Raw genomic sequence first — 17,395 nt, 5'->3', positions numbered from 1 at the left:
GATAGTCCTATCAGCCTAACTTACGGTCTTGTCACACTGAAACAATACCGGAGCATCTTCAGCTGGCGCTTGAGCCGTTGACACCAAGTCCACCAGCTGAGCACTGTCACCTGTGACTATCCACCGCATACCATTGTCATTAATCCCAAACTCAGACTCATACGTAACGGCCTCATCAGCAGCCGTCTTGGCTTGGACTAAATCAAAGTCATATTCGATATCTTCAATTAATAGATGAGCGCTACTGGCCTTATCGTCGCCGAGTGACTGATCATAGTGGGCATAGATTGTCATATCTGGCACACACGAGTATTGAGTCATATTCATCGTACTGTGGTCGTGGTGATGGCCGTGGTCATGATGGTCGTGCTCGTGCTCGTGATGGTCGTGCTCGTGATGGTCATGGTCATGAGAGTCATCATGATGAGTGCCGTGTTCATCGCCATGCTCGATGTGAGAGTGATCGTCTAGGTGAGGTATAGCCTGCTGCTCAGAGTATTCGGCATCAGTAGCTGAGTGTTCATGATGAGGGTGCTCGTTCTTTTGACAAGCCCCAAGGGTAAAAGCCAAGGTAAGTAAACAAGGTAGATAAAAAGCTTTGTTATTGCTGCGCATATTCAATCTCTTAAATATATAAAATTAAAGTAGGGGTAACTTATGGATTTAACCGTTATGTTATAATATAACATAAATTAAGTATTAAAAAACCAACAAAGATTAACCTTGTTGGTCAGTCGCTAAAATTTTACTAAAAATAAATAATTAAACTTAAACTTAAACTATGGCTTAACTTTATACATTAAATCTAAAGTGCATGACGTCGCCATCTTGCACAACATAGGTTTTACCTTCTAGTCGCTGTTTACCTGCTGCCGCTGCACCTTTTTCGCCACCATACTCAATAAAGTCTTCATAGGCGATGACTTCAGCGCGAATAAAGCCACGTTCAAAGTCGGTATGAATCACTCCCGCGGCTTGCGGAGCAGTCGCGCCAACTTTAACGGTCCAAGCGCGAACTTCTTTGACACCAGCAGTAAAATAGGTCTGCATATCGAGCATCTCGTAGCCAGCACGAATAACTTGGTCGAGACCTGCTTCTTCCATTCCAAGGTCGCTCAAGAACTCCGCTTTGTCTTCTTCGTCTAGCTGAGCAATCTCGGCTTCGATTTGGTTGCACAGCGGCAATACCATAGCGCCTTCTTTTTCGGCGTAAGCACGAACGGCGTCCAAGTGTGGGTTATTCTCAAAGCCATCTTCGCTAACGTTGGCAATATATAGGGTTGGCTTAAGCGTGATAAGGCCATAGCTGCGGATTAGTTTCTTTTCATCAGCATCAAGATTGGCACCACGCGCGGCCAGACCCTCAGACACTAAAGGCTCAATCTTTTTGAACACATCGAGGGTAGCGGCGGCATCTTTGTCACCACCTTTGGCTTTTTTGCCAAGGTTATGGATAGCGCGCTCGACTGCTTCGAGGTCAGACAATGCAAGCTCGGTATTGATGGTTTCGATATCGTCAATAGGACTGATTCGACCGTCAACGTGGACGACATTGTCATCCTCAAAGCAGCGCACCACATGAGCGATAGCATCGGTCTCACGAATGTTGGCAAGGAACTGATTGCCCATACCTTCACCTTGGGACGCACCAGCGACGAGACCGGCAATATCGACGAACTCCATAGTGGTCGGTAGCACACGCTCTGGGTTGACAATATCAGCCAACTTCTTAAGGCGTGGATCTGGTACTGGAACAATACCCACATTGGGATCTTTGGTACAAAAGGGGAAGTTTTCCGCGGCGATACCCGCTTTGGTCAGTGCATTGAATAAAGTGGATTTGCCCACGTTTGGTAAGCCTACGATGCCGCAATTAAAACCCATGGTACTGTCTCTCTTAACAAAGTGTAATCTGGTAAACGATATTCAGATAAAAATATTTGGATAAAATCGGGCGTATTGTAGCAAAATTCGCTACTCTACGGGTGTTTAGATACGCTAATTTGTGATAAGCCCTATCATAAATAGACACTACTAGAGCTTTAGTATGACAATGCTCACGCAGCAAAAAGAAGTCTGGCTGGCGTTGTCAGATTTATTGATAGATAACCAAGCCAGTTATGAGTACACCGCGCGGCGTAAACAGCCAATTCGAATAAAGGCTAATTGATAAATATTTGCTTCATTAACTAGCGCAAAGTAGCGCGCTTCACTGTTGAATTGCTTTAGTCTTTTGTTTCAACTACCCCGATTATCACGCCCATACTCTTATCGTCTTTTTGCTGAATGTCTGGCGCATATAAGGCAGAGGCAATGCCACCATCCAAAAATAAAGCGTTCGGACAGTCAAGATCATTTTTAAACAGCGCAGCAAAGTTATAAAAACTCACTATCTCATCGCTATTAACAAACTTAATCTGTCCATCATTGCAAACACCAACACCGTTTCGGAACTTAAGCGAGGTACTATTGGGGTCAAACTTTGGATGGATATCACCATTAATAACCAGCATTGGTCCCGACTGCGTGGCAAACCAAGGTTCGGCTTCGCCATTTTCTAGCATAGCGCTTAGGGCATGGCTTTCGCTAATTTGGACCTTGCCAGCCTTATCCCACCACAGCACGCCATTGGGCAGTAGATGAAAGTTGCCACCGCCTTGTTTTAGGTTAAGCGAGCGAATCTCTTCACCTTGAATAACGGTATAGCCAATCGGGGCAAATTCCGAGTTATACATGCCTGCATTGGCCGCAAACTTTAGACTGTCGTTAGTAGGCAGATTGGCCAACAGCGCATCAAATTTATAGAGTGGTCCAGAGTCTGGTGGGGTGGTCTGTGTGGCGGACTTCTCAGCTGCATCTTTCGCTTTCCAAAATAGTCTTAGGGCTAGATTATGATTATTGGTTAATAAATCGTCTTGAGCCACAGAGCATAATGAATGTTTAAATGGCTTATTTGATTTAATACAAACGGCATCTTTATTATCCCGCTGAGCAGTATGGATAAAGTCGTCCAATGAGCTGTCGTTACACCCCGCCACATTTAATGCCGTGGCGAGAATAGAGACTCGAATGACACGATTCATTCTCAAGCTGCCAGTCCTTAAGCTAACAGTGCTTAGAGGGCAGCTTTTCAGGAGAATATTTTTTAGTTTTCTACGCATGCTTTTTGGCTGTAGGCATTGTGGTCGCTTCAAAGTACCCTCGAAACTTATTTAATTTATTATCCTCAATAAGTATAGCAGGTGTGGCTGAAAAACAGCGCCAGTTGCTAAGACATTAACAAAAATGATTGCGGCGCTTAACAAAAAATGAGGGCCTGATATAAGTGCGTCAGACCCTAACATTAAGTTACTTTGTAGTAGTGATATAGTACCGATATTCGTTAAATAAGCAATACGTCTAAGTGCCAAATCATTTTTGCTAAACGGCTCACTTAAAAGTGGTTACGCCAGCTCGCTGGTCGCGGCAGTATTTTTGCCTTTATCCCTAGAGTCCTGATTATAGGCAATCAGCGCATCATTATTGGCATTAAAGCTGTCAGGGTCGGCCATCACCCACATCTGATTAAAGACATCAGCACGCGCAGCAACGTCTAATAGTGCGCCCTCATCAGTAAAGTAATAGTACTTGGACAGCAGCTTGATCTGACCATCATCCATGCGCCGCGCGATATGGTAGGGCTTAAGCTCGCTCGGATGCGTTAGGCCTACCGCGCCAACGATACTGCCCAATGATTTAAGGGTGTTTTTATGAAAGCTTGCCACGCGCTCAGATTTGCTTGGTACATCGAGGGCTTGCTGACGATAAGGGTCTTGGGTCGCAACGCCAGTAGGGCAGGTGTTGGTATGACAAGAGCGTGACTGGATACAGCCAACAGCGAACATAAAGCCGCGAGCCGAATTGCACCAATCAGCACCAAGTGCCAACATTCGGGCAATATCAAAGCCGCTAATGATTTTGCCACTGACACCGACCTTAATCTTGTCACGGATACCAGCACCGACCAAGGTGTTATGTACGAATAAAAAGCCATCGGTCAATGGCATACCGACACTATCCATAAACTCAACGGGCGCCGCACCAGTACCACCTTCGGCGCCATCAACCACAATAAAATCTGGATAATTATCCAGCTCTATCATGGCTTTGACAATCGCCATAAACTGCCAAGGCTGACCAATACATAGCTTAAAGCCAACAGGCTTACCGCCAGACAGCTCGCGCAGCTGCTGCCAAAAGGCTACTAGCTCTCTTGGGGTACTAAACGCTGTATGACTCGACGGCGAGATACAATCCTCTCCCATCGGAATTCGGCGAGTATCGGCAATCTCTTGGGTGATCTTCTCAGCAGGCAAGACGCCACCTTTGCCAGGCTTAGCGCCTTGGGACAGCTTGATCTCTATCATCTTCACTTGCGGCTCACGGGCATGCTCAGTGAATAGCTCGGCATCAAAGTTGCCTTGCGCATTGCGGCAGCCAAAATAGCCTGTACCTAGCTCCCAGATAAGGTCACCACCGAATTTACGATGGTAAGGACTGATGGCACCCTCACCAGTATCATGAGTAAAGCCGCCGATTTTGGCCCCGTGGTTGAGGGCCATAATGGCATGACCAGACAAGCTACCAAAGCTCATCGCGGAGATATTAAAGACCGATAGGCTATAAGGTTGGCTGCATTGCTCGCCGCCTACGGTAATGCGAAAGTCAGTATCTTTAAGTGGATGACTGACCGCCGACTGCAAGAACCACTCTTTACCTTCCGCGTATAAATTATCTAGCGTACCAAAGGCATTGGTGTCGCTGACATTCTTTGCCCGCTGATAGACCAGCGCCCGCTGCTGGCGTGAAAAAGGCACTTGTTCCTTCTCATCTTCTAGCAAATACTGACGAATCTCAGGGCGAAAGTCCTCGAGCAAATAGCGAATGTGACCGGCGATAGGGTAGTTGGAGAGTACTGAATGCTTGTTTTGAATGATGTCATAGATACCTAGGAGCACCAGTAGGCCTGCGATGACGATAAGCCACCAATTTAGGATAAAAAGACCAATGACAAACAACATAGTCGCCACCCCCATAACGCTATAGCGTAGTAGGACGCTAATGATATAAGGCAGCTGTTGTCTAGATTCTGGATGGAGGTCGGTACGAGATTGCGGCATAGTGGCTCTTATCTTCTGGTCTATCTGATCGTCTATTCGCGATCATTAGATAATGGCTATTAATAAATTTTGCGCCTACTGGCTTGCGCTCTAGGCACGAGCTTTGGCAGGCGTTACAACGAGTAAATATAATGCGGTAATAATGACGAAGCTAAAGTCAAACTTAGCAGCAGGGCTGTATTTAGCAGCAGTACTATATCATGTATAGTACAAAGTTAACGCTCAACTGTTTACTCGCTTATTAGTATAATAAGGTCAGGGTAAATTGCTGATACGATAGCAGTAAAGTATTTTAATTGGCTTAATATCGCCAATATTAGCTTAGAAGTAATTAGCTTGCATATTGTGTTGGATCAGGGACGCCTGCTTCTTTAAAGCCTTGCTTTCTCAGGGTACAGCTGTCACAACTACCGCAAGCCTCGCCCTCAAAGTTGGCTTTGTAGCAGGAGATGGTCTGTGAGTAATCGACACCTAATGACATACCAAGCTCAATGGTTTGCGCTTTGGACAGCTGCTGCAGCGGGGTCTGGATGTGTAGCTTATGACCGGTTACCCCAGCCTTAGTCGCAAGGTTGGCCATGGTCTCAAAGGCATCGATATATTCTGGTCGGCAGTCAGGATAGCCTGAGTAATCAACTGAGCTGACACCAATGACAATATGATTGGACTCGGTGACTTCGGCGACCGCGAGCGCGTAGGATAAGAATATGGTATTGCGGGCAGGCACATAGGTGTTTGGAATAGCATCATTATCGATACTATCAGTATGACTGGGGAACTTGTCCGCGTCGCCATCAGGCACGCTCATGGTGTGATCGGTTAAGGATGAGCCGCCCAGCTGCGCAATGTCGATATTAATAATGCGGTGAGAGACACCGGCTTGCTCAGCGATACTCTTCGCCGCGACCAGTTCACTATTGTGGCGTTGACCATAGTCAAAGCTGACTGCGGTCACGCTAGCATAGTGGGCTTTGGCCCAGTACAGGCAAGTGACCGAGTCGAGGCCACCGGATAACAGGACGACGGCATTTTGGTCTTTGCTATCTTGGTTGTTAGTATTTGCAGAAGAAAAAGCGCTGCTAGTGATAGTGCCAGATAAATCGGTCATAGAAAAAGTAATCAAGTTAGTAATAAAGACGCCATTTTAGCAAATAACGCCTTGATAAAGCACCCTTAGCAGACGACTTTAACCAACGTTTTATTTTCGCCAATACGCTCAAAGCTAATCTCAACAGGCAAGAACTGCTCAATCAGCCAAGCTTGTGTCTCGGTATGCTGACTTATCATGCGTGTGCTAAATTCGCCACCACCAGATAGCGCCAGTGGCAATAATAGCTGGTCGGTTAGATATTCATCGACCAGCGCATCGCTTTGCAGTAAGTAACGCTTTACCAGGCCTGCTAAACGGTTGCCCATCTTTTCAGCCGAAGTGTGTTTTTCCCCCAGTAAAGTGAAGACCTCAACATGTAAGTGGCTTGAGCGAGTTTCTGAATCAACGTCCGAGTCTACATCGCCTGCTAGCTTATGCTCTATGACGGCGTAGCAAGTATTGCCCTCGCCAATACCGTGCAGCTTTGAGCTTTTGCTAGTGATTAACGACGTATCAACGCCAGCTTCTACCAAGCTCGCTGTAGCGCTGGCAAGTTCGCGCTGACAGATATCATGGTCGAGGTTAAGGTTACTCGCCACTAAGGTGACGCCTTGCAATGCGCCACGCTCGGTCAACTTAAAGGGTGGCGCGTCCGCACGGCGCAAAAATGGCTGCACGGTAACGGCAATCTCGCCGCCACCAATGGGCGCAAATCCCGCTTGCTTTAGCTCAATCGCAACCTGCATACCAAGCTTAGCAACAGCAGGAATGAACGCCTGCTGCAAAAAATCTGTCGTCGGCGAAAAAGGATTATGCGTGCCGCCTTTAATCGTCACTGTCGATACGCCATGACTAGCGATATTGGCAGACTCTTTAGTATTGACAGCCCCTTCAGTATTCGCAAAGAGTAGGGCAGGCAAAATGGTTTGCAGCACTAAACTGGTACTACCAGCCGAACCGATATCAAAAGTATAGTCCCCTGAGACAATCTCTTTTGGGGCGAATTTAAATGCCAGACTGCCCAAATGCGCTCCTGACACTTCAGCATTCGCAATCTCTTGTGAGGCGCGAACACACATCAAATGCTGACGCATAAGGCCGGGCTTGGCACGGCCCGCGCGAATATTAGTAATCTCAATCGGCGTCCCTGTCAGCATCGACAAGGCCAACGCCGTTCGGATAATCTGACCGCCACCCTCACCGGTACTGCCGTCAATTTTTAGGATTTTATCTTTTATTAATGCTGACATGCTTACTGCCTTTTCTTATTATTGTTTTTGGTTTAGCTCCTCCCTGTCAAAGGGGGCGATTAGGAGGAGGTAAGGCTTGGGCTAAATAAACCCAATCTTCATCTCTTTAACGACTTCTTTATAGCTTATCTCGTCGATATTAGTCAGCTCCGCCAGCGACATCGGCAGATCCACGCGCAGCTCGCTATCAATGGACTCAAGATAAGCGTTCGCTCTATCGGTCTCCAGCAAGCCAAACTTATACTCCGCAATCAAGCGGCCCTTTCGCAGTAGCGCCTCATCGACCTTTGAGATATCCGAGTTAAACGTACAGATAAACTGGCACTCCAAGATATCCGACAGCATGCCATCCGCAATGTTCAAAATCGATGACACCACATCTGTATTGACATCATCCGCCGTGCGCTCAGCGATATAGTTCTCGCAGTCTTCTAGCACCAATATCGAATTTTTATGGTCAATCAACATCGACATAAACTCAGGGTCGGTCAGATAGCTAATCATATTAGTCGGTACAAAGATAAACTGCTTGCTTGGCACCTGACTGGTCAACCACTTGATATAATTGGTCTTGCCCGAACCTGCGATACCATGCAGCAGCACCACGCCTTTATTGTCATCAGCCAGCTTAGACTTAATATGCTCATGAATCGGCGTAAAATCCTCGTTGTACATCAGTTCTAAATCGACCGGATACGGCTTGATTCGATGGGTCTTAAACACTAGCCCGTGCGTCTCTTTGAGCAATATCGACACCTTCGCCTCATCCGACTCATACTTATGCAAATAACGCTCAAACAGCGCATGCATATTCGCCGGCGCTTGCGGATTAATCGACTCGTAATACACATTACTAATCTTCAGCAAGCCATCCTTCTTGATACGCTCATCGTACTCGTTTGATAAGTCCATATTCGCGAGGATAAACACCTCAAGCTCGGGGTGAAAATAGCAAAGCTCACCGTCATAGCACTGGTTGGTCTTCGCGTCATAATCCACCGTATAAAAGTCAGTGCAACGCTCAAAGTCAGCCAGCAAACCCTCCTCAATCACCAAGCTAGCATTACCCACATACACCCCGGGCAAGATATCATCGAGTAGCGACTCAAACGGATTATACTTACTCAAATACTGGCGCTCATCCTCCAGCGCCGTCACCAAACAAGGCGTCTCGCTAGTAATACTTAGCAGCTTGCGCGCCTTAAAAAACCGTGATTGCATTATCTTCATAACTAAAGTCCATCAATACCCAAAAATTATCTATCATACCCCGAAATTATGACACTGTCTGACATAAATCTTACCATCACTGTCAGTTTTAACTCTTATCTTATGCTTATGACCAGCATTTAGCTTATTCGATGTTTTTATTCACTAATTTACTTATGCATTCATAAGGAGGAGCTAATCCTGCCAACCGCTATTATCTGCCCAGCTGGGCGAGGCAGGGACACGAGCTGAGGCATTCCTGTTGCCTCGAGACTACCTCAGGCTCTAGTCCCTGCAACTCGCCCAACCGAGCAGGATAACCGCTACTGTCAGGGCTAAAAAGCCTTGCTATGGCTTAGTTATCATTCTTATCGACCTTGAACTCATGCTTAAACCTTCAGATAATCCCCTTTAAGGGATTTTCTCTTACGCGCCTTGAGAAGGGATAAGCGAAACACGGTTTCGCCCGGCGCAAGACAAGGGCCATGCTCACAGTAGCATGCAAATTTTTAACGGCGCTCAGGGTAGGAGAGGATTATTTAATCGTAACACCATCAAAAAAGAGCCTAAGAGCTACCGTATTAACGATAGCTCTTAAGCCCTCTGAATCGTACTTAAAGCGACTGAAGCGATTAGCTACTTTTTATCAATAAGGCCTTTGATAAAGTTAATTACCGTTTCAGTATGTTCAGAGTTCTTTAGTTCTTGAATAAGCTCTTCTTTAGACATATCTTTATACTTGGCTAATTCGTCCATATTCAAGTCTTTGGCTTTGTCCATAAGGCTTGATAAGCCGTTACCTGAAGTTTCACCAGAATCACTAACTTTATCTTTGGCATCATCGACTAAGCTTTTCGCGCTATTCATCATGTCATTCATGTTCATCGTCATTCTTCCTTATCAAAAATAGTCTTAAATTAGTGCCTTGATTGACTATCAAACACGTTGCAATCTCGCTGTAGTCTAACGTATCTATATCCTGATGGGAAATTTAGCGCTGAACGCCTTAAAAGGCTGGGCCTCACGCCCAGTTTAAGAAGGTGCCCGGTGATTCAAGAATCATACTTTGCACTTTGCTGGGCAAAAGCTGCAGCCTACGGAACATTATAAGATTAGCCCAGTGTTCAATGAGTGATAGCTAAGACTACGTATCCGTACGGCATAACGGTTACAGACATAACTTAGCTACAACACTCCCTCCTTTTATAAAGGAGGGCAGGGGAGGATTTAAATTGAAACCTGAAAGGCGTTAAAAAATTGCATATCAATTTTCGCCTTGCAAGGGAAATCCTTTAAATAGGTTTTCCTGAGGTTTCCTAACTTAATAAATTGAAACCGACTGTCAGTGTCTGGTAGTAAGGTCTAACTTGTCATGGATAACAAGTGACAGGTTCGGAGCATTAAGGGTAAAAAATACGCCTGCCCGCGACGTGTAGCAAAGCCTAGCAGTACATTTTCAACCCCCTGCTTGGCTTGGTGAGGGGTCTGACACTCGCCCAGTCGGTTCCAAACTGGTATTCCCTCGGCTGAGTCTGTCATGTTAGCTTAGCCGATGGGAAAATTCTTAAAATTCGGTGTTAAAGGTCTAGTCTACTAACTCAATCTGCCAGTTATTGGACTGGATGACAAGGTTAATCTGACGAAGTTTCATCGCGATATCATCCGCTTGCTTTTGCAGGCCAGAGATTGACACCATCACATCCCACTTTATCTCACGCGGGCTATAACGGTCTACCTCACCATGCGCGGCTTCAATCGTCTCAATCAGCAGCTTATGACGCAGCTCTAAGGTATCACGCTCGACCAATAGCGTGAGCATCGACTGGCCTTTATCCGTTTTGGCAATCGCATTAGTGCGGTGAATCCGTTCAATCAACGTGTTTAGCTCAGTGATAATTTGGCTGGCTTGCAATAATAGCTCATTGGGATCTTCGCTTGGCGTATCGCCTTCTTGAACTTTGACATTATTTTTAATGCGCGCTTTTAGCTGAGCGAGTTTCTTTTGCATATCACTGCGGATGAGTAGGGCTTCGGCTAGTTTCATTTTATTCTCCATAACACTTATAATATGTTTAATTTTCGCTAAGTTTAACCACTAAACATTAGATTAATAATCCAGTTTTATGCCAATTATGGTAGAAGTATAATCAACACATCTCGAGTAGTTATACTTTTTGTAAGGCAGTTAAATTAAAAAAATTTTTCAGTGTATTAGTCGTCTGTTCTGCGTTATTCCTATCTGCTTGCGATGGTGAGAGTGATAGCTCATCAGAGGCTAATAGTAGCGGCTTTACTGGCAATAAAACATTAGCTAATGGTAATATACTTGTTCCTCTAAACCCACTTATAGCTTATGTAAAGACGATAAAACCTGTACGGCTAACTGTAAACTTATAGCTATCGATGCACTTCCAGTAAATCCTATTGATCCCTTAGTTACGACGACTTGTGAGAAAGATGGCGTCAATGTGTATGGTACTAAAGGCAGTTCCTGCATTATCACCATCAATACTTTTAATGATAGTAATGGTAAGAGGTTGACTTTGTATTGTTCAGCTAGTGGTGGCGCAAGTATTGGTGCGAACATAAAAGCTGGTGCTAGTATCAATCTCAATGGCTATAAATTTAGTTGTCGTTAAGTTACAAATTGAATTGTGAATCGTTAATGAAAGTACTGCTAAGCGCATGCTACCGAAAATAGCTAATTGCTTAATTAGCCAGTACCTTCTTTAATTAGCCAGTATCTGAGTCACTATTACGCCGCGCTGCATCAGCAGCGGCTGCCAACTGACAAACTCATCGAGTGGTAGCCAAAACTGCGCCACAGGCAAGCCTAGCTGCTCAGGGATAAGGTAGTCGGGCAGCACCTTAAACATTGGCGCGAACTGGCGCACTTTAATCGCCGTGTGCAAGTCGGTGTTGGTCGATACCTCGACCACTTGCATCATGGTAAATTCGTGTGCCTCATCTGCATTTACGGCATAGTAAAATCCTGCTAGTACTGGCACTGTCGTAATAGTACTAGTCGCAGCGTTAGTAAGACGGGCAAGATTAGTAGCGCTGCCAAGACGGCTTGCACCAGTCGTTTTTTGGCTCACGGTAGGGCCTTTGGTTTTGCGCGTTGAGCGACTACTTGTCGCTTGGTCTTTAGTTTGTTTTTTAATTAGCGTTTTCATAAATCACCTGTTCAATAGTCCTTTAATGAACCATTATTAAAATTATAATTCTCTAAAAATAGCCGCCTTCGGCTTCCTGCCACATTCTGTAGCCCTCAAGCTGATCTTCGCTGACTGGCTCAAATTGATTTAATGGCACAGCCTGCCATGTCATAAAGCTATCAAAGCTAATAGGTAAATGTCCCATACCCAAATCTATCTGCTCAGATTGTTCATCTAACCCTGCTAAATAGAGGGTCGTTATATCAAGGTCCGTTGGTAGGTTAGGGTAGACATTACTATATAGTCGAATATGCACGCCTTCATTGTCAGTTTTTAAAACTTTTAGGACGTTATAACCGCCTTTTTCTCTAGGCGTGGCATAAAAATAGCCTTGTTTAATATCTGCTATCGAGCGGATAGGCTGGCTAATCTGAGCCTGTTCAATAGCTTCCTTGGCTTGAAATAGTTGTACGATAGATTCAAACATTTTATTTTCCTTATTTTTTATAAATGGTGGACATGACTGGGTGAGAAGCACTGCTTCGTAAAACCCTCATCAATACAGTAACTGCCGTTTTTAGTCGAACAGCCGAGATTAATATTGGCGAAAAACTAATGCAATGGGTGACCCGTTTTCAGAGCTAGCAAAGCATTTTTAACCTGACTATTAATCCCACTCAGCTACCATGTTAGTGATACTTTCCTACTACACCTGGTTTTACCCAGCCTACTGATAACATCAAGTTTTAAGTAGTAGCATCCTCGCTACCGCTACGCCTTGCGCTCGGGCAACTGTCTCTCAGACACTCTCTAATCCTCGCTCACCTGTTTGCCAACATGCCCAAGTTTTGAACTTTTGATTAGTTACCTCTTTAATTCCAGCAAACTATCGTTATCGTTGATTGAGTCCGTGGGTTTCGCTGTGCTGCACCCACGCTACCCTTGGGTAAGGCATTTGCTTTTGCCGAGGGTGAGAACGGGAATAGCAAAACATTGCTTTGCCGGTTCGCAAGACAAAGGCTGTGCCTGCGTAGGCGGCCCTAGTGTTTAACGAGCGCCTAACCATGATCCGCATATTTCTCACCCTCAATGGGACTGCGATATTAAGGCTAATCTTGTCTTGAGTCCTTTGTTTTTAGGCTAGGACAAGCAGTTAACCTTTTACACAAACTACCTGACGAAGCGTATGCACCACTTCTACCAAGTCGCGCTGCGCATGCATCACCGCATCAATGTCTTTATACGCGGCTGGGATTTCATCAATCACGGCGGCATCTTTACGACATTCGACCCCTTCAGTCTGAGCGATTTGGTCATCAATAGTGAAGGTCTTTTTTGCTTCAGTACGTGACATCACGCGGCCCGCACCATGTGAGCAAGAGCAGAACGATTCCTCGTTACCCTTACCGCGCACGATAAAGGACTTGGCACCCATCGAGCCTGGGATGATGCCGTATTCCCCAACGCGGGCGCGTACCGCACCTTTACGCGTTACAAACACCTCTTCGCCGTAATGCTCTTCTTTGTCCACGTAGTTGTGGTGACAGTTCACTGCTTTGACGCGTGCATCAAAGGGTTTAGGGATGATGTCATGCAAGGCTTTAATGGCCTTTTCCATCATGATTTCGCGGTTTTTGAAGGCGAAGCGCTGCGCCCAGCCTACGGCAAACCAATAGTCATCAAAGTGCTCTGTGCCCTCTGAGAAATAAGCCAAGTCTTGGTCCGGCAAGTTGATAAACCACTTGCGCATATCCTCACGCGCCAGCTCGATAAAGTAGCGGCCGATGGCATTACCGACGCCGCGAGAGCCTGAGTGCAGCATAATCCAAACTTGATTGGTCTCATCTAGGCAGACCTCGACGAAGTGGTTGCCCGTTCCTAGCGTTCCTAGATGGTTTAGGTTGTTGGTTTTTTTCAATCTCGGGTGCTTTTGACACAGATAGTTAAAGTCATCGACCAAGGTGCCCCAGCCAGCTTTTACGCTGTTATCAGGATTGGACCATGCGCCGATATCACGGTTCGAGCCGCGACCACGCGATTTGCTACGGCCATGCGGAATGGCTTTTTCCAGCTCGGTACGCAGGCCCAGCAAGTTATCCGGCAAATCATTGGCGGTAAGCGTCGTCTGAACGGCCATCATGCCGCAGCCGATATCGACGCCGACCGCCGCAGGGATAATCGCCTCTTTGGTCGGAATCACGCTACCAATAGTCGCACCGATGCCCACATGCACGTCTGGCATGACCGCGAGCCATTTATAGATAAAGGGCATTTGCGAGGCTTTAATCAGTTGCTCGTGTGCTTTGCTATCGACAGGAACGCCCTCGGTCCAAAGTCTGATTGGCTTCCCACCGTCCTGAATCACGTTATGAGTGGCTGGTTGCATCGTCTTTTCCTTCATTTTCTTAGTTCTTTACCATTGGTGTTTTTAAACTTAGCTTTTCTAAGCTCAATTTTAGGCTCAGTGTCTAGATTCAATTACTGATTCGATTCGCCTTAAGATCTTTCTCAACCTATATACAGCGAAAGCTATGCCAACTTATTAAAATAATTATATATTTTAACTAAGTATTTGATTTATATATAAAAATTAGAAAAAATTTAGGCTTGTGTATTTTTGACAAACTTATCATAATAATAATTATGTATAAAATATTATATAGAGTTATAATTTTTTATATAAATCGCTATTTAAAAGTTTTGGAAACCAACCACTAAGGAGAACGTTATGGGAATGGAAAGTTATCGCAGTGTTACAGCGTATCAAGAGGACGTGATTGAAGCCCTTGGTACTTTACAAAAATAAGTATTTGAGACAGGTGACTATCGATTTAGTGAAAGTGCTAATGCCAGTAGTATTGATGAGGCACATAAGTTCGCTGCTGAAGAGGGCAGGTATTTTTTCATACCGAGTAATCTTACTTAGGATGGGTCTGTGATTGCCTCAAGGGTTTGATAGCTTTGTCGTGGTTGGTATTGCTATGGAGGTTTAAATGTCTTGAGACGATAGTAAACTTTGAGAACATGGTACATTGAGACCATAGGATATTAAGTGCTAGGATAAACCTTTACTCATGACATTTTTATAATATAAGGGAAGATTATGGGAAGTTTTTATGTCAATGCCACGGTAGAGTCATCGGCTGAACAAGCTGGTGAGTTCCTTAAGGCAAAAAATCTTAATGCCTTTGTCATGCCGACAGCGGCCAAGCAATGCGTGATTTATGAGGCCATCTGTGACATGCAAGATATTGAGCACTTGCATAATTTATTGGTTGAGTTAACTGCTAAGCTTGACTGCGTCGCTCTTGGGGTGCTCAATCATGATAGCGATATGCTGCTATTGACTTTATTCAAGTCTGGGGAGTATTTGGCCGATTATACCTGTGGTTGGGGTTTTGATGAGATGTATGAGGGCTGTGAAGTCGATGAAGAAGGCGAGCTGATAGAACCTGAGCCAAAATCGGCTGAAGAGATAGCGGCAAAGGAGCAGCAAAAGAAGCAAGCTGCTCATACTATGAGCCAGATGCTAGCATCTGCGTTTAATTGCCCAGATAAGCAAGAGGCCATATTGGCAGCTTTGCATAAAGAGTTTGTATTCGCCAGCGAAGTGCAAGAGGCGCTGGCAGACATTATTGGCTTACCTGATTGTAGTATCGGGTTGGGCTATAACTATATTAGTGAGCTAATGAACGATGGTCATAGCGAAGATGAGCTAGATATGAGTAAGCTTATCAAGGTAGGCAATTAGCTATAAGTGGAAATTATTAAATGAATAAAACCGCCGTCATCGGCTTCCTAGGCACTACACTAGACAATGGCTTTAATGACAAGCGTTGGCAGCGCTGGCGACCGACGCTGAGCTTGTGTCTGCATGACGACTTGGTAGTCGATGAGCTGCATATCCTATATAGCACGCGAGACAAGCGGCTGTTCAATATACTGAAGTCCGATATTGCGCAGGTCAGTCCGGACACCCAAGTCATCGGTCATCATGTGCGATTGACGAGTCCGTGGGACTTTGCAGAAGTCTATGCTGAGCTGTACGACTTCGTGAGTGGTTTTATCTTTAATGACGACACGGATTATCTGCTGCATCTCACCACGGGGACGCATGTGGCGCAGATTTGCTGGTTCTTACTGGTAGAGGCGGGCTTTATCCCAGCCGACCTAATTCAGACCTCGCCGTGCCGTAAACCTGACCAAACCAACCCGCAAGGTCGTTATCAAGTGATTGATCTTGATGTCTCAAGGTACGACAGCCTGCGCGCACGCTTCGAAGCTGAAAAAGCGCAGCACTGGCAGACGTTGCAGGCCAACCTTGTCACCCAAAACGCCGCCTATAAAAAGCTAATAGCAGATATCGAAAAGGTCGCCACCCGCTCGACCGCGCCGATTCTACTGATGGGCGCGACAGGCGCGGGCAAGTCGCAACTGGCGCGGCAAATCTATGAGTTAAAAAAAGACAAGCCCGGCAGCTCAGGGCAAGGCAAAAAGACCTTGGGTAAGTTCATTGAGGTCAACTGTGCCACGCTGCGTGGCGATACGGCCATGAGTGTGTTATTCGGTCATGTTAAAGGGGCGTTTACTGGGGCGGCATCCAGTCGCGATGGTCTGCTCAAGTCAGCCGATGGTGGTCTACTATTTCTAGATGAAATTGGCGAGCTGGGACTCGATGAGCAGGCTATGCTGCTGACGGCGCTTGAGGACCAACGCTTTTATCCGGTCGGCAGTGACACCCCAGTAAGCGTCTCTTTTCAGCTGATGGCAGGGACCAATAAAGACTTGCGTCAAGCGGTGGTCAATGGCGAGTTCCGCGCGGATTTATTTGCTCGGCTGAATACTTGGACGTTCTTTTTGCCCTCGCTCAAGGACCGTTTAGAGGACCTGCCTGCCAATATTGATTATGAGCTGGCGCGCCTAGGTAGTGAGCAGCAGCAGCAATACCGTTTTGATCCTGCCGCGCGGCAGCGTTATGAGGCCTTCGCTACCAGCGCGAGCGCCACTTGGCAAGGCAACTTTCGCGACTTGACCGCCAGTATGACGCGGCTGACCACACTAGCGGACAGTAAGGTCATTCGCTTAAGTGATGTTGAGGCTGAGATTGAGCGATTATTAGAGATTTGGGCGTTTCCTGAAAGCCTGCCTTCTCAAGCTAAAAATAGCCTAAGCAGTAGCTCTCAGTCCCACTTTCAAGCGCAGTCCCAATCCTTATACCAAGCACAATCCCAATCTAAGCCAACATGCAATTATTCAAATACTGAGATAGAAAGTAGCGAGGTTTTGGAGCAGTATTTAGAGGAAACAACTTTGGCAGAATTAGATCCCTTTGATAGGGTGCAATTGGCTTACGTGATAGAAGTTTGCCGCGCTCATAAGTCGCAAGCGGCGGCAGGGCGTTATCTATACGCCAACTCACGAGATAAGCTGAAAAATCCCAATGACAGTGACCGACTTCGTAAATATTTGATGAAGTTTGGGCTTAAGTTTGATGAGCTAGCGGCGTAGGGTATTAGCTCTATCACCTAT

Annotated in this window: 16 protein-coding genes; 3 read left to right on the top strand and 13 right to left on the bottom strand. The window is 45.8% G+C overall.

What is annotated here, in order from left to right; all coding sequences use genetic code 11:
* Positions 1–15: 15 nt before the first annotated feature.
* On the bottom strand, positions 16–615 hold the full coding sequence (locus EGV92_RS14065; protein WP_131667336.1) for a hypothetical protein: 600 nt from the start codon (positions 613–615) through the stop codon (positions 16–18).
* Positions 616–792: 177 nt separating this feature from the next.
* Positions 793–1,884, bottom strand: coding sequence for a redox-regulated ATPase YchF (ychF, locus tag EGV92_RS00905; RefSeq protein WP_131667335.1), 1,092 nt, complete (start codon positions 1,882–1,884; stop codon positions 793–795).
* Positions 1,885–2,047: 163 nt separating this feature from the next.
* Between ychF and EGV92_RS14250 the strand changes: the two genes are divergently transcribed.
* Positions 2,048–2,170, top strand: coding sequence for a hypothetical protein (locus EGV92_RS14250; protein WP_278248238.1), 123 nt, complete (start codon positions 2,048–2,050; stop codon positions 2,168–2,170).
* Between the two features lie 55 nt (positions 2,171–2,225).
* On the opposite strand, the gene EGV92_RS00900 is transcribed toward EGV92_RS14250, so the two are convergent.
* From EGV92_RS00900 to EGV92_RS00855, 11 genes are all read right to left on the bottom strand, one after another.
* Positions 2,226–3,083, bottom strand: a complete 858-nt coding sequence (locus EGV92_RS00900) for a phosphodiester glycosidase family protein (protein ID WP_131668057.1) — start codon at positions 3,081–3,083, stop codon at positions 2,226–2,228.
* Positions 3,084–3,443: 360 nt separating this feature from the next.
* A complete protein-coding gene (locus EGV92_RS00895; RefSeq protein ID WP_131667334.1) occupies positions 3,444–5,159 on the bottom strand; it encodes an FMN-binding glutamate synthase family protein in 1,716 nt (571 codons plus the stop codon).
* 331 nt (positions 5,160–5,490) lie between these two features.
* Entirely contained in the window at positions 5,491–6,267 is a 777-nt protein-coding gene (queC, locus tag EGV92_RS00890; protein ID WP_131667333.1) for a 7-cyano-7-deazaguanine synthase QueC, read from the bottom strand.
* Positions 6,268–6,332: 65 nt separating this feature from the next.
* Positions 6,333–7,499 carry an RNA 3'-terminal phosphate cyclase gene (gene rtcA, locus EGV92_RS00885; protein WP_131667332.1) on the bottom strand — a complete coding sequence of 389 codons (1,167 nt, stop codon included), beginning with the start codon at positions 7,497–7,499 and terminating at the stop codon, positions 6,333–6,335.
* Positions 7,500–7,580: 81 nt separating this feature from the next.
* Positions 7,581–8,729: an AAA family ATPase gene (locus EGV92_RS00880; protein ID WP_131667331.1), complete on the bottom strand. Its 1,149-nt coding sequence runs from the start codon at positions 8,727–8,729 to the stop codon at positions 7,581–7,583.
* Positions 8,730–9,344: 615 nt separating this feature from the next.
* Positions 9,345–9,593 carry a hypothetical protein gene (locus EGV92_RS00875; protein WP_131667330.1) on the bottom strand — a complete coding sequence of 83 codons (249 nt, stop codon included), beginning with the start codon at positions 9,591–9,593 and terminating at the stop codon, positions 9,345–9,347.
* Positions 9,594–10,070: 477 nt separating this feature from the next.
* Positions 10,071–10,247 carry a hypothetical protein gene (locus EGV92_RS13810; protein WP_165525528.1) on the bottom strand — a complete coding sequence of 59 codons (177 nt, stop codon included), beginning with the start codon at positions 10,245–10,247 and terminating at the stop codon, positions 10,071–10,073.
* A gap of 46 nt (positions 10,248–10,293) precedes the next feature.
* Entirely contained in the window at positions 10,294–10,752 is a 459-nt protein-coding gene (locus tag EGV92_RS00870; protein WP_131667329.1) for a DIP1984 family protein, read from the bottom strand.
* A gap of 685 nt (positions 10,753–11,437) precedes the next feature.
* On the bottom strand, positions 11,438–11,884 hold the full coding sequence (locus EGV92_RS00865; RefSeq protein ID WP_131667328.1) for a hypothetical protein: 447 nt from the start codon (positions 11,882–11,884) through the stop codon (positions 11,438–11,440).
* A gap of 52 nt (positions 11,885–11,936) precedes the next feature.
* A complete protein-coding gene (locus EGV92_RS00860; protein WP_131667327.1) occupies positions 11,937–12,353 on the bottom strand; it encodes a hypothetical protein in 417 nt (138 codons plus the stop codon).
* A 666-nt stretch (positions 12,354–13,019) separates the two neighbouring features.
* Positions 13,020–14,252: an RtcB family protein gene (locus EGV92_RS00855; protein ID WP_207401714.1), complete on the bottom strand. Its 1,233-nt coding sequence runs from the start codon at positions 14,250–14,252 to the stop codon at positions 13,020–13,022.
* Between the two features lie 717 nt (positions 14,253–14,969).
* Here EGV92_RS00855 and EGV92_RS00850 point away from each other — a divergent pair.
* A complete protein-coding gene (locus EGV92_RS00850; protein ID WP_131667325.1) occupies positions 14,970–15,617 on the top strand; it encodes a hypothetical protein in 648 nt (215 codons plus the stop codon).
* 20 nt (positions 15,618–15,637) lie between these two features.
* Positions 15,638–17,374, top strand: coding sequence for an RNA repair transcriptional activator RtcR (gene rtcR, locus EGV92_RS00845; RefSeq protein ID WP_131667324.1), 1,737 nt, complete (start codon positions 15,638–15,640; stop codon positions 17,372–17,374).
* Positions 17,375–17,395 lie beyond the last annotated feature (21 nt).

It is taken from the genome of Psychrobacter pygoscelis (assembly GCF_004335015.1).
Classification (GTDB): domain Bacteria; phylum Pseudomonadota; class Gammaproteobacteria; order Pseudomonadales; family Moraxellaceae; genus Psychrobacter; species Psychrobacter pygoscelis.
Note: the sequence above shows the minus strand (reverse complement) of the source record. Positions and strands in the feature narration are given on the sequence as shown.